The organism is Streptomyces sp. WAC04114, assembly GCF_019733245.1.
Taxonomy (GTDB): domain Bacteria; phylum Actinomycetota; class Actinomycetes; order Streptomycetales; family Streptomycetaceae; genus Streptomyces; species Streptomyces massasporeus_A.
Genome location: NZ_JAIGQA010000204.1, coordinates 1 through 13,500 on the forward strand (window position 1 = coordinate 1; position 13,500 = coordinate 13,500).

Here is a 13,500-nt window from a genome sequence, read left to right on the forward strand (position 1 = left end):
GGCGCCGGGCACCGGGCCGGTGCAGCGAGGGCGGCAGCGGGGTCGCGTACGGACTCGCGGAGGGCGGCGAGTTCCGGGGGCACGCCGCGTGGGCGCCCCGCTCACGCGGCGTGCACCCGGAAGTCGCCCTCGTCGCCGAGTTCGTAGACGAAACCGGTGTCGACCTCGTAGTACCAGCCGTGCAGCCGGAGCCGGCCCGAGTCGAGGCGCCGGCGCACCACGGGGTAACTCCGCAGTGCCGCCAGCTGGTTGACGACATTGCCCTGGGAGACCTCCGGCAGGGACGGGTCGTCCGGCGCGGTCTCCAGTACGGAGGTCAGCTCCGGGCGGGCGAGGCGGAGCCAGGCGTCCACGCCGGGCAGGGACGTGAGGTCGTCGCCGGACTTCAGCGCACCCATCGCACCGCAGTGTGAGTGACCGCACACCACGATGTCCTGAACCCCGAGCACCTCCAGTGCGTACTCGATGGTGGCCGCCTCTCCACTGGCCCCGGGTCGTCCGTAGGGCGGCACGATATTTCCCGCGTTCCGTAGCTCGAATATCTCACCGGGCTGGGCACCCGTGATCATCGCGGGTATGACGCGCGAGTCCGAGCAGGTAATGAACAGCGCCTCCGGATATTGCCCCTCGGCCAGTTTCCGGTATGCAACGCTGTCGAAATCTACGCGTGTCCTGAACGTGCGGGCACGATCCAGCAAAGTCTTCAAGGCAACCTCCTGAACTGGGAGTTCATCCTGTGCACCCCACCGTAGACCGCCGACCTACAACAGAAGGTTAAGCAAACTCCAGAGCCCGGACAGCAATTGAACATTCTTTGCCCGCATTCCCAGACGCAGCGTCTTCTTGTAGCGTGTGAACTCCGCGGCGGGGGATGCGAATTCACCCTGCCCGGATTCATGCCGGTTTCACGGAGAGACAGGACGTATGGGCCTACGAGTGCTGCTCATCGAAGACGACGAGACGATCGCCGAGCCGCTCATGGAAGGGCTCGGCAACTTCGGACTGGCGGTCGACCACGTCGCCACCGGCACGGACGGTCTGAGAGGCCCGTACAACGACGTCGTCCTGCTCGACCTGGGGCTGCCGGACATGGACGGCATCGACGTCTGCCGCGGCATCCGGCAGGTCTCGGACGTGCCGATCGTCATCCTCAGCGCGCGCGGCGAGGAGGCCGACCGCGTGCTGGGCCTGGAACTGGGCGCCGACGACTACCTGGCGAAACCATTCAGCGTGCGGGAACTGGTCGCCCGGGTCCGCGCGGTGACCCGTCGCACGCAACGCGCCCACCAGGCGTTCCCCGAGGCTCCGGGCGCCCGGAGCCTCCCCGAGTCGCCGTCGTACGACCCCGCTCCGGACCTCGCGTACGAGCCCGCCGCGGCCTCCGCCTACGAACCGGCTCCCGCCCCCGCGTACGAACCGGCCCCGGCCCTCTCCTACGAACCCCCCGCGACCGCCGCGCACGACCCAGCACCGGAATCGCCGCAGGACCCGGGCCCGCTCGTCGTGGACCGCCGCACTCGTCAGGTCTGGGTCGGCGACGCCCCCGTCCTGCTCACGCCCAAGGAGTTCGACCTGCTGGCACTGCTCAGCGAGGACCCGGGCGCGGTCTACTCGCGGCAGCAGATCCTCGACCGGGTCTGGGACCCGCACTACGACGGTCCGACCAAGACCCTGGACGTCCATGTGGCCGCGCTGCGCCGCAAGTTGGGGCACCCGGCGTGGATCAGGACGCTGCGGGGCGTCGGCTTCCGGCTGTCGGTGCACACGGGGCCGACCGCGCAGGTGGCCTCTCCGTGACCCGCCGGCTGCTGCTCAGCTACCTCAGCCTCGCGGCGCTGGTGCTGCTCTGCCTGGAGATCCCGCTGGGGTTCGTGTACTCGCGCGGTGAGCGGGAGCGGGTCGTCAACGCGGCGAAGGACGAGGCCGAGTCGGTGTCCGCGTACGCCGCGCTGTCGCTCGCGGCGGGGCGGGCCGAGCGGGACCTGCCCGGGCGGGTGGCGCACTGCGCGGAGCGCATCGGGGGCAAGGTCGTGATCGTCGACGCGGCGGGCACGCTGCTCGCCGCCTCGCACCGGCTGGACCCCGGGATGTCCGGCACCCTGGCCGCCCGGCCGGGCATCGCGGCCGCGCTGCGCGGCACGTCGACGGTGGACGTCCGCACCTCCACGATCGGCGGGGTGGAGTATCTGTCGGTGGCCGCGCCGGTCGGCCAGGACGCGCGGCCGGTGGGTGCGGTGTGGCTGACGGTGCCGACGAGGACGGTCCACGAGCGGGTGCACCACGTCTGGCTGCTGCTCGCGCTGGGCGGGTTCGCCGTGCTGACGGCGGTGGCCGTGGTCGGTTTCGCGTTCGCCCGCTGGGCGGGCCGCCCCATCCGTGAACTGGAGCAGGCCACGCACGACTTGGCCGAGGGCGGTCGGTTCGCGCCGGTGACCATCTCGAAGGGGCCGCCGGAAGTGCGCAGTCTGGCCGCCGCGTTCAACCACACCGCGGCCCGGTTCGCCCATCTGCTGGCCTCCCAGCGGGCGTTCGCGGGGGAGGCCTCGCACCAGCTGAAGACCCCGCTGGCGGCGCTGCGGCTTCGCCTGGAGAACCTGGAGCCGGACATCGCCGCCCGGGCCCGGGGCAGCCTCACCGCCGCCGTCACCGAGACGGACCGGCTGGCCCGCATGGTCGAGCACCTGCTGGCCATGGCCCGGCTGGAGGAGCACGCGGCCATCCCCGCCACCGTCGACCTGGGCGCGATCTGCGCGGAGCGGCACCGCACCTGGCAGCCCCTGTTCGCCCGGGAGGACGTCTCCCTCGTGCTCTTCGCGGGGAGCGTGGGCCCGGTGCTGGCGGTGCCGGGGGCCGTCGAGCAGATCATGGACAACCTGCTGTCCAACGCGCTGCGGGCGTCCCCGGAGGGCAGCACCGTCACGATCGAGCTGCGGCTGCACGCCCCGCCCCGTCGGGCGTTGCGCGACAGCCGGCCCCGCTGGGTCGACCTGCATGTCACCGACGAGGGGCCGGGCATGACAGAGGAACAGCGGGCCCGGGCCTTCGACCGCTTCTGGCGCGCCCCGGGCGCCCCCAAGGGCGGTACGGGTCTCGGTCTGGCCCTGGTGCAGCGCCTCGCCCACGCCAGCGGTGGTGAGGCGGCGTTGCGCGCGGCGGCGACCGGCGGTCTGGACGTGGTGATCCGGCTGCCGTCCGCGCGACCGCCGGGCGAGGGCACGCCGGGGCCGGGCGGCGACCGCCCGAGGAGGCCGAGACGGGAGGCGCCGGCGCTACCGGCGTAGGCACGCGTCCTCGCCCTGCGGGCACAGGCGGTACACAGCATGCCGCCCCACGGCCACGAGCTGTCCACGCCCCGTCAATCCGGCGCCCCTAGCGTCCTTTCCGCCTCCCCCACGCACAACCCTGCCGTCGACCGGCGGCGGGGCGGTACGGCACCTCTTGGAGCGAGAGTGGAACGTCGTAGCCTCCTGCGTGCGGCCGTCCTAGGCGGCACATCGGCTGCTCTGGGCGGAACCCTGTGGCGCGGAGCCGCGTACGCGGCTCCGGCCCAGCCCGGCACCGGCCCCTACGGGCCGCTGGGTTCCCCGGACGCCAACGGCATCAGACTCCCCGCCGGCTTCACCAGCCGCGTCATCGCCCGGTCGGGCCAGCGGGTCGGGACCACGTTGTACACCTGGCACAACGCCCCGGACGGCGGCGCCTGTTACGCCGACGGCACGGGCTGGATCTATGTCTCCAACTCCGAGATCAACCCCTCGGGCGGCGCGAGCGCGGTGAAGTTCTCGTCGACGGGCGCGATCACGGCCGCGTACCGCATCCTGTCCAACACCCGGCAGAACTGCGCGGGCGGCAAGACGCCTTGGAACACCTGGCTGTCCTGCGAGGAGGTGTCCCTCGGCTACGTCTACGAGACCGACCCGTGGGGCACGAACGCGGCGGTGCAGCGCGCGGCGATGGGCCGTTTCAAGCACGAGGCGGCGGCCGCCGACCCGGTGCGCAAGGTGATCTACCTGACCGAGGACGAGACGAACGGCCGCTTCTACCGCTTCGTGCCGACGACCTGGGGCGACCTGTCGTCCGGCACCCTCCAGGTGATGGTCGCGGGCAGCGCCACCAGCGGCTCCTTCTCCTGGGCCGACGTCCCCGACCCGGACGGCTCCCCCACCGCCACCCGCTCCCAGGTCTCCGGCTCGAAGTCCTTCAACGGCGGCGAGGGCTGCCACTACGCCGACGACACGGTCTGGTTCACCACCAAGGGCGACAACCGCGTCTGGCAGCTGAACCTCCTCACCAACACCTACGAACTGGCCTACGACGACTCCCTCGTCAACGGCACGGCCCCGCTCACCGGCGTCGACAACATCACCGGCACCTCCTCGGGCGACCTGTTCGTCGCCGAGGACGGCGGCAACATGGAGATCTGCGTGATCACCCCCGACGACGTCGTCGCCTCGTTCCTGCGTATCGACGGCCAGTCGGGCTCGGAGATCACGGGCCCGGCCTTCTCCCCGAACGGCACCCGCCTCTACTTCTCCAGCCAGCGCGGCACCAGCGGCAGCTCCTCGGGCGGCATCACGTACGAGGTGACGGGCCCGTTCCGCTCGTGACGGGGGCCGCGTGCGCCACCTGAGCCGGGCCCGCCGGTGACCATCGGCGGGCCCGGCCGTTCCACCGGTTGGGCAGTTCGCAGCGGGCTGTCCAGCCGACGGAAGGAACACCACCGTGGACACGACCGTGCCCGTCCCGAACGCGCCGGGTGTGCTGCCCCGTGCCGAGTGGGTCAAGACACTGCCGCAGACCATCGTCGCGTCCTGCGTCCTGCTGCTCGACGCCGAGGACCGGATCCTGCTGCTGCGCTACGCCGGGGGGCTGCCCGCCGCGGGGCTGTGGGGGCTGCCGGGCGGCATGCTCGACCACGGAGAGGACCCCGTAGGGGCCGCGCGCCGGGAGTTGCACGAGGAGACCGGCATCACCCTGGAAGAGGACCTGCGGTTCCTCGGGTACGACCACCGGGCCGATGTGCTGGAGACGGGGCCGGTGATCGACTTCTACTTCCACGGTGGCCGGCTCCCGGCCGGGCAGCCCGTCCGGCGCAGCGTGGAGCACGACCGGCACGGCTTCTTCGCCCTCGCCGAGCTGGAGTCCACCCCGCTGGCGACCGGGCTGCCCACCCTCGCCGCGCTGCTGGACGCGGCCCGGACCGGCACCGTCGTGTGCCTGCGGGAAGGGCTCCCCGGATAAGCGGGGACGCCGAAGGGGCGGCACCTCCGCACAGGTGCCGCCCCTTCGTCTCGTGCTCCGGAGCCGCCGCGATCGGTGAGGGTCGGGGACCGCCGACGGCTCCGGGTTCTCTACCCCCGCGTCAGCGGTGGTCGCTGCCCTGGGACTGGACCGCCGCCCGGCCCGCTTCCAGGCGGGCCACCGGGATGCGGAACGGGGAGCAGGAGACGTAGTCGAGTCCGACCTCGTGGAAGAAGTGGACCGACTCAGGGTCGCCGCCGTGCTCGCCGCAGACGCCGAGCTTGAGGTCGGGGCGGGTCTCGCGGCCGGCCTTGGCGGCCAGCTTCACCAGGGAGCCCACACCGTCCTTGTCGATCGTCTCGAACGGGGAGACACCGAAGATGCCCTTCTCCAGGTACGCCGTGAAGAAGCTCGCCTCCACGTCGTCCCGGCTGAAGCCCCACACCGTCTGGGTCAGGTCGTTCGTGCCGAAGGAGAAGAACTGCGCCGCCTCGGCGATCTGGCCGGCGGTCAGCGCGGCGCGCGGCAGCTCGATCATCGTGCCGATGGACAGCTTCAGCTGCGCCCCCGAGGCCGCCTCCACTTCGGCGATGACCGCGTCGGCCTCCTCGCGCACGATCTCCAGCTCCTGGACCGTGCCGACGAGCGGGATCATGATCTCGGCGCGCGGGTCGCCCTTGGCGGCCTTGCGCTCGGCCGCGGCCTCGGCGATCGCCCGGACCTGCATGGTGAACAGGCCGGGGATGACCAGGCCGAGACGCACACCGCGCAGACCCAGCATCGGGTTCTGCTCGTGCAGGCGGTGGACCGCCTGGAGCAGGCGCAGTTCGTTCTCGTGCGGCTCCTGGCGGGACTCGGCGAGGGCCACGCGGACGGACAGCTCGGTGATGTCCGGGAGGAACTCGTGCAGCGGCGGGTCGAGCAGGCGGACGGTGACCGGCAGGCCGTCCATCGACTCGAAGAGCTGCACGAAGTCCTGCTTCTGGAGCGGCAGCAGCTGCTTGAGGGACTCCTCGCGCTCGGCGTCCGTGTCGGCCAGGATCAGCCGCTCCACCAGCTCGCGCCGGTCGCCGAGGAACATGTGCTCGGTGCGGCACAGGCCGATGCCCTGGGCGCCGAAGCGGCGGGCGCGCAGCGCGTCCTCGGCGTTGTCGGCGTTGGCGCGCACCCGCAGGCGGCGCTTGCGGTCGGCGAAGGCCATCATGCGGTGGACGGCCTCGACGAGCTCGTCGGCGTCGTCGGCGCCGGGGTGCATCCGGCCCTCGAAGTACTCCACGACCGGCGACGGCACGACGGGTACCTCACCGAGGTAGACCTTGCCGGAGGAGCCGTCGATGGAGACGACGTCGCCCTCCTCGACGACGTGGCCGCCCGGGACGGTCATCCGGCGGCGCTTGGTGTCGACCTCCAGCTCCTCGGCGCCGCAGACACAGGTCTTGCCCATGCCGCGCGCGACGACGGCCGCGTGGGAGGTCTTGCCGCCGCGGGAGGTCAGGATGCCCTCGGCGGCGATCATGCCGTCCAGGTCGTCGGGGTTGGTCTCACGGCGGATCAGGATGACCTTCTCGCCGGAACGCGACCACTTCACGGCCGTGTAGGAGTCGAAGACGGCCTTGCCGACGGCCGCGCCCGGGGAGGCGGCGATGCCGCGCCCGACCTGCTCGACCTTGGCGCTCTCGTCGAAGCGCGGGAACATCAGCTGCGCCAGCTGGGCGCCGTTGACGCGGGTGAGCGCCTCGGCCTCGTCGATCAGGCCCTGGTCCACCAGCTGGGTCGCGATGCGGAAGGCCGCGCCCGCGGTGCGCTTGCCGACGCGGGTCTGGAGCATCCACAGCACACCGCGCTCGATGGTGAACTCGATGTCGCAGAGATCCTTGTAGTGGTTCTCCAGCGTCTCCATGATCTGCATCAGCTGGTCGTACGACTTCTTGTCGATCTGCTCCAGCTCGGCGAGCGGCACGGTGTTGCGGATGCCCGCGACGACGTCCTCGCCCTGCGCGTTCTGGAGGTAGTCGCCGTAGACGCCCTGGTGACCGGAGGCGGGGTCGCGGGTGAAGGCGACACCGGTGCCGGAGTCGGGGCCGAGGTTGCCGAAGACCATGGAGCAGACGTTGACCGCGGTACCGAGGTCGCCGGGGATGCGCTCCTGGCGGCGGTAGAGCTTGGCGCGGTCGGTGTTCCAGGAGTCGAAGACCGCGTGGATGGCGAGGTCCATCTGCTCGCGCGGGTCCTGCGGGAAGTCCCGGCCGGCCTCGGTCTTGACGATCTTCTTGAACTTGGTGACGAGCTTCTTGAGGTCGGCCGCCTCCAGCTCGGTGTCGACCGTGACCTTCTTGGCGGCTTTGGCCGCGTCCAGCGCGTCCTCGAACAGCTCGCCGTCGACGCCCAGGACGGTCTTGCCGAACATCTGGATGAGGCGGCGGTAGGAGTCCCACGCGAACCGGTCGTCGCCGGCCTGCTTGGCCAGGCCCTGCACCGACTTGTCGGAGAGGCCGATGTTGAGGACGGTGTCCATCATGCCGGGCATGGAGAACTTGGCGCCCGAGCGCACGGACACGAGCAGCGGGTCGTCGGCCTGGCCGAGCTTCTTGCCCATGCGGGCCTCGAGCGCGTCGAGGTGTGCACTCACCTCGTCACGCAGTGCCGCGGGCTCCTCGCCGCTCTCCAGGTAGACCTTGCAGGCCTCGGTGGTGATGGTGAAGCCGGGAGGGACCGGAAGGCCCAGATTGGTCATCTCCGCGAGGTTCGCGCCCTTGCCACCGAGGAGGTCCTTGAGGTCCTTGTTGCCCTCGGTGAAGTCATAGACGAACTTCACGCCCTCAACGCTGGTGCCGTGCTCAGCTACCTGAAGATCTTTGTTTTCCGACACGGGTCTCGACTCCTCGAGGACGCGGTGGCTGCCCTGACGGGCAGGAACATACCCAGATCAAAGGCGTCTGGGTACGTCCACTCGTGCGTCATGCGCCTGTAACCACTCGTCCGCCAGCGGATCGAAAGTCAAGGCTGAGCAAGCGATCACAGCCGCATGTTTTCACTTCTTGAACGCAAGAGCCTTCCTGAGGCCCACTGCGCGCTCATCTGAGCGGAGTTTCCGCACATTTGATTTCGCTCGATGAACGATCAAAGCGTGGCACTCAGTGCCACCCCTTGGAGAAGTGCAGCCGCTCACGATCTGCTCATCTGAGCGCAACCCTTATCAGGGGTGGCGAGAATCACGCTGCCACAGCCGCCGGGATTTCACCATGCGGACGTGCCTCGGAACGGAAACACGGCCGTCACACCCCGAGCGCGCGCAGCCGCTCCTCGATCCGCTCGGGCGCGTAGAGGTGCTCCACCACCATGGCACCGGCTCCCACCAGCGCGGCCCGCTCACCCAGCCGCGCGGTGACCACCTCCAGGTGGGCGGTGGAGCGGGGCAGCGCCCGCTGGTACAGCAGTTCGCGGACCCCTGTCAGGAAGGGAGTTCCGGCCAGATCCCCGGCGATCATCAGCACGCCGGGGTTGAGTAGCGTCACGACCGTCGCGAGGACGTCCCCGACCCGGCGCCCGGCCTCCCGGGCGAGTCCGACCGCCTCCGGGTGCCCGGACGCCAGCAGGTCCCGAACGTCCGAGCCGGAGGCCGCCGGCACCCCGGCCTCCGCCAGCCGCCGCGCGACCGCGCCGCCGCTCGCGAGGGCGGCCAGACAGCCGTAGGAACCGCACCGGCACAGCGCCTCGGCGCCCTCCGGCACCCGGATGTGCCCGATGTCGCCGGCGCCGCCGTCGATGCCCCGGAACACCGCGCCGTCCACCACGACCCCGGCGCCGATGCCGGTGGAGACCTTCACCAGCACGAAGGCGGAGCAGTCCGGGTAGCCGGTGCGCTGTTCGCCGTAGGCCATGAGGTTGGCGTCGTTGTCCACCAGCACCGGCACCGCGGCGGCGTCCGCGTGCTCGGCGAGCGCCCGGGCCATCCGGCCCCTTATGTCGTAGCCGTCCCAGCCCGGCATGATCGGCGGCTGGACGACCCGGCCGGTGTCGGTGTCGACCGGGCCGGGCACCGCGAGCCCGACCCCGCAGACCGCCTCGGCCCCATGCCCGGTCTTGACCAGCAACTCGGCGAACCAGCCGCCGAGTTCGCCGAGGACGACGTCCGGTCCGTCCTCGATGACGAGGGTGCCGGAGTGCTCGGCGAGGATCTCACCGCTCAGTGACAGCACGGCGGCCCGGGCATGCCGGGTGTCGAGGTCGGCGGCCAGGACCACCGCGTGCTCGTCGTCGAACTCCAGGGTGATGGAGGGCCGCCCGCCCAGGGGCGAGTCCACCGGCCCGCCGGCGCCCTCGCGCAGCCAGCCGGCACGGAAGAGCCGGTCCAGCCGCTGCCCGACGGTGGCCCGGGACAGTCCGGTCGCCTGTTGCAGGGCACCCCGGGTCACGGCGCGTCGACTGCGCACCAGTTCGAGCAGGTCGCCGGCGCTCGCCTGACCCGCGCCTCGTCCGGTTCTCCCGGGCTGTCCGGTCATGCACACCCCCTTGTGTTTCCCAACCTTGCCTTACATAGTGGGTTCTGCGTGTTAAATAGACGTAACCCCACGGTAGCCGCAGCCGAACCGGCTGGCCGGACGTCTTTTCGGAGAGCCCCGAGTGGACCGCACCGCACAACGCCCCTCGCGTCCCCCAGGACGCACCGTTGCATACGAACCGCCCGGCACCGCGCCTCCCTTGCACGTCAGGGCTGCCGCCGTGCTGGAGGCCGGCTGGACGGGGACGTCCACGGTGCCCTCGCGCGGGCTGTACCCGCACCAGTGGTCGTGGGACTCGGCGTTCGTCGCGATCGGCCTGCGGCACCTCTCGCCGTTACGGGCCCAGACGGAACTGGAGACGCTGCTGGCGGCCCAGTGGGCGGACGGGCGGATCCCGCACATCGTCTTCAACCCCTCCGTCCCCCTCGACGCCTACTTCCCGAGCCCCGACTTCTGGTGCTCCTCGACCGCCGGGCACTCCGCCGGCGCCCCGCGCACCGTACAGACCTCCGGGATCGTGCAGCCACCGGTCCACGCCCTGGCCGCATGGCTGGTGCACCTCGCCGACCCGGGCCTGTCCCGGGCGCGTGGCTTCCTCGCCCGTGCGTACCCCCGGCTGGCCGCCTGGCACGACTACCTCCTGCACCGGCGCGACCTCGGCGGGGGCGGACTGGTGTCCGTGGTGCACCCCTGGGAACAGGGTATGGACAACAGCCCCTGCTGGGACCGCCCGTTGTCCCGGGTCACCCCGGCCCCGGCCCGCTCCTTCCGCCGCGCCGACCTCGACCACGGCGCCCCCGAGGACCGGCCGACGGATCTGGACTACGGGCGGTACGTACGGCTGGCGGCCGACTACCGGGACCGCGGATACGCCGACGGCCCCGGCGACTTCGCCGTGGAGGACCCGGCGTTCAACGCGCTGCTCGCCGCCTCCGAGTACGCCCTGGACCGGATCGCCCAGGAGCTGGGCGTGACCGGATCGGCACGGCGGGCCCGCGCGGAGCGCCTGACGGCGGCCCTGGTGGAGCGGCTGTGGGACCCGGCGGCGGGCATGTTCCTGTGCCGGGACGTGCGCGCCGGGGAACCGGTCCCGGAGCTCGGTGTGTCCGGGCTGATCCCCCTGCTGCTGCCGGACCTGCCCCGCGACCTCGCGGCCACCCTGGTCCGCACGATGTGCGGCCCGCACTTCGGCCTCGGCGGCACGACCCGCCTGGTCCCGAGCTACGACCTGCTCGGCGAGGCCTTCGACCCGCACCGCTACTGGCGCGGCCCGGCCTGGTTCAACACCAACTGGCTGCTGGAGCGCGGGCTGCGGCGGCACGGCGAGTGCGGCCGGGCCGACGCCCTGCGCAAGGGCATGCTGCACACCGCCGGCGCCTCCGGCTTCGCGGAGTACGTCGACCCGTACACGGCACAGGCCTGCGGCGTCACCGGCTTCGGCTGGACCGCCGCGCTCACGCTCGATTTGCTGCACGACCGACCCGCACGGGGCAGGAACGGCCTCACGGCGATCAAGGGAGAGGACCCGGCATGACGGACCGGCATCATCTGCTCGTGCACGGCCGGACGTTCGCCGCCGTCGGCGATCGCGGCGACATCAGCGGCTACCGGGGCGGCAGCGCCCCGGACGGCTTGTTCGTACGGGATGCCCGGCACTTGAGCCGGTGGCAGCTCACCGTCGACGGGGCGGTGCCCGACACGCTGACCCCGGTGGCCGACGGGGACACCGCGCGCTGCGTGCTCGTCCCGCGCGGCGGGCGCGCCGAACCGCCCGCGTACACGCTCTTCCGCGAACAGGCCGTCGGGGACTCCTCGTTCGTGGAGTCGCTGCGCGTCACCAGCAACCGCCCGGTGCCGACGACGGTCCACCTCGCGGTCACCGCCGACGCCGACTTCACCGACCAGTTCGAGCTGCGCTCCGACCACCGCACCTACACCAAGGCCGGGGCCGTCCGCTCCCGCCACACGCTCACGCACGGCGTGGAGTTCGCCTACCGGCGTGGCGAGTGGCACTCCGTCACGACCGTGACGGCCGACCCCCGGCCCGACGCAGTGGAGGAGACCGGCACCGGCGCCCGCCGCCTGTCGTGGACCCTGGACCTCGAACCGCACGGCACCGCCGAGCTGACCCTGCGGGTCATGGCCCGCCCGCACGGCGACCGGCGCGCCCTGCGCGTCCCCCACTCCCCCGCCGCGGCGCGAGGTCGACTGCGCGCCCGGGAGGAGGAGTTCATCAAGGACGTGGCCTTCCCCGAGGGGTGGCCCGAGCTGGCCGCCGCCTGCGCCCGGGGGCTCGCCGACCTCGCCGCCCTCCAGGTCCCGGCGACCGGCCCGGATGGCGAGGAGCTGCGCGTCCCGGCCGCCGGCGCCCCCTGGTTCCTGACGCTGCTGGGCCGGGACGCCCTGCTGACCTCGCTGTTCGCCCTGCCCTACCGGCCGGGGCCGGCCGCCGCCACCCTGGCCGCGCTCGCCGCGACCCAGGCCACCGGGACCGGCCCCGACGGGATCGCCCAGCCGGGCAAGATCGTGCACGAGGTACGCCACGGCGAACTGGCCCACTTCGGCCAGGTCCCCTACGGCCGCTACTACGGCTCCGTCGACGCCACCCCGCTGTTCCTCGTCCTGCTCGGCGCGTACACCGAGCACACCGGCGACACGGGCCCGGCCCGCCGCCTCGAACCCCACGCCCGGGCCGCCGTCACCTGGATGCTCGACCACGGCGGCCTCACCTCGCGCGGCTACCTCGTCTACCGCGCCGACCAGGGCGGCCTCGCCAACCAGAACTGGAAGGACTCCCCCGGCGCCATCTGCTCCGCCGACGGCACCCGCCCGCACGGCCCGGTGACGGCCGCCGGCGCCCAGGGCTACGCCTATGACGCCCTGCGCCGCACGGCGAACCTCGCCCGCACGGTGTGGCAGGACATGACGTACGCCCACCTGCTGGAGCAGACGGCCGGCGACCTGCGCGACCGTTTCCAGCGGGACTTCTGGATGCCGGAGCACTCCTTCCCCGCCCTCGCGCTGGACGGCCGGGGCACGCAGGTCGACGCGCTGGCCTCCGACGCCGGGCACCTGCTCTGGTCGGGGCTGCTGGACAAGGAGTACGGCGAACTGGTCGGACGGCGGCTCCTCGAACCCGACTTCTTCTCCGGCTGGGGCGTGCGCACCCTGGCCGCCGGGCAGCCGGCGTACCACCCGCTCTCCTACCACCGCGGCTCGGTCTGGCCGCACGACAACGCGCTGATCGCGCTGGGCCTGGCCCGCTACGGGCTGCACGACGAGGCCCGTGCGATCGCCCACGGCCTGGTCGACGCGGCGGGCGCGACCGGCCACCGGCTCCCGGAGGTCCTGGCGGGCTACGGCCGCGACACGCACCCGGAGCCGGTGCCGTACCCGTACGCGTGCGTGCGTGAATCCCGTTCCGCGTCCGCCCCGTTGGCGCTGCTCACGGCGGTCGGTGTGGTCTGAGGGCCGGTTGGTCCGCCGTTTGCCGGGTGTTTGCCGAGCGCTGGCCCGGCGGGCTGAACACACCTGGTGGACGCGCCGTACGGAACGGTGGCGGACCCGCACCCCCACCCGGGTCCGCCACCTCACCGGGTTTTGAACGGGAAGGACCTCCGGGTGCCTGTCTTCACACGCTTCAGCGAGCCGCCGCAGCCGGGTGACGGCATATCAGAGGCAGATGCCGAGAAGACGGAGGGCGGGGAGAGCGGGGAGAGCGGGGAGGACGAGAGAGAGCGGGCGGCGGCGCCCGGAC

The 13,500-nt window shown here is 72.1% G+C and carries 9 protein-coding genes; 6 read left to right on the forward strand and 3 right to left on the reverse strand.

Features of this window, described 5'->3' with window-relative positions; genetic code table 11:
• Positions 1–101: 101 nt before the first annotated feature.
• Positions 102–707 (reverse strand): carbonic anhydrase, encoded by a 606-nt coding sequence (locus K4G64_RS33975; protein ID WP_221759760.1) that lies wholly within the window; start codon positions 705–707, stop codon positions 102–104.
• A gap of 217 nt (positions 708–924) precedes the next feature.
• Between K4G64_RS33975 and K4G64_RS33980 the strand changes: the two genes are divergently transcribed.
• From K4G64_RS33980 to K4G64_RS33995, 4 genes are all read left to right on the forward strand, one after another.
• Positions 925–1,797: a response regulator transcription factor gene (locus K4G64_RS33980; RefSeq protein WP_221759761.1), complete on the forward strand. Its 873-nt coding sequence runs from the start codon at positions 925–927 to the stop codon at positions 1,795–1,797.
• Positions 1,794–3,281 carry a HAMP domain-containing sensor histidine kinase gene (locus tag K4G64_RS33985; protein ID WP_221759762.1) on the forward strand — a complete coding sequence of 496 codons (1,488 nt, stop codon included), beginning with the start codon at positions 1,794–1,796 and terminating at the stop codon, positions 3,279–3,281. Before K4G64_RS33980 ends, K4G64_RS33985 begins: the two co-directional genes overlap by 4 nt.
• Before the next feature lie 168 nt (positions 3,282–3,449).
• Entirely contained in the window at positions 3,450–4,607 is a 1,158-nt protein-coding gene (locus K4G64_RS33990; RefSeq protein WP_221759763.1) for an alkaline phosphatase PhoX, read from the forward strand.
• Between the two features lie 115 nt (positions 4,608–4,722).
• A complete protein-coding gene (locus K4G64_RS33995; protein ID WP_221759764.1) occupies positions 4,723–5,241 on the forward strand; it encodes an NUDIX hydrolase in 519 nt (172 codons plus the stop codon).
• A gap of 121 nt (positions 5,242–5,362) precedes the next feature.
• On the opposite strand, the gene ppdK is transcribed toward K4G64_RS33995, so the two are convergent.
• Together ppdK and K4G64_RS34005 are read right to left on the reverse strand one after the other, a co-directional pair.
• Positions 5,363–8,110, reverse strand: a complete 2,748-nt coding sequence (ppdK, locus tag K4G64_RS34000) for a pyruvate, phosphate dikinase (RefSeq protein WP_374206478.1) — start codon at positions 8,108–8,110, stop codon at positions 5,363–5,365.
• Positions 8,111–8,516: 406 nt separating this feature from the next.
• On the reverse strand, positions 8,517–9,743 hold the full coding sequence (locus tag K4G64_RS34005; protein ID WP_221759766.1) for an ROK family transcriptional regulator: 1,227 nt from the start codon (positions 9,741–9,743) through the stop codon (positions 8,517–8,519).
• A 121-nt stretch (positions 9,744–9,864) separates the two neighbouring features.
• Between K4G64_RS34005 and K4G64_RS34010 the strand changes: the two genes are divergently transcribed.
• Positions 9,865–11,277, forward strand: coding sequence for a hypothetical protein (locus K4G64_RS34010; RefSeq protein ID WP_221759767.1), 1,413 nt, complete (start codon positions 9,865–9,867; stop codon positions 11,275–11,277).
• The gene (locus tag K4G64_RS34015; RefSeq protein WP_221759768.1) at positions 11,274–13,211 is read left to right on the forward strand and encodes a glycogen debranching N-terminal domain-containing protein; all 1,938 of its coding nucleotides are present in this window, start codon (positions 11,274–11,276) and stop codon (positions 13,209–13,211) included. The genes K4G64_RS34010 and K4G64_RS34015 overlap by 4 nt, the downstream gene beginning before the upstream one ends.
• The last annotated feature ends 289 nt before the right edge of the window (positions 13,212–13,500 follow it).

What these genes read in the sequence shown, in the direction of transcription:
- K4G64_RS33980 (WP_221759761.1), top strand. Translation starts at nt 925, where the DNA reads ATGGGCCTACGAGTGCTGCTCATCGAAGACGACGAGACGATCGCCGAG.
- K4G64_RS34005 (WP_221759766.1), bottom strand. Translation starts at nt 9,743, where the DNA reads ATGACCGGACAGCCCGGGAGAACCGGACGAGGCGCGGGTCAGGCGAGC.
- K4G64_RS34015 (WP_221759768.1), top strand. Translation starts at nt 11,274, where the DNA reads ATGACGGACCGGCATCATCTGCTCGTGCACGGCCGGACGTTCGCCGCC.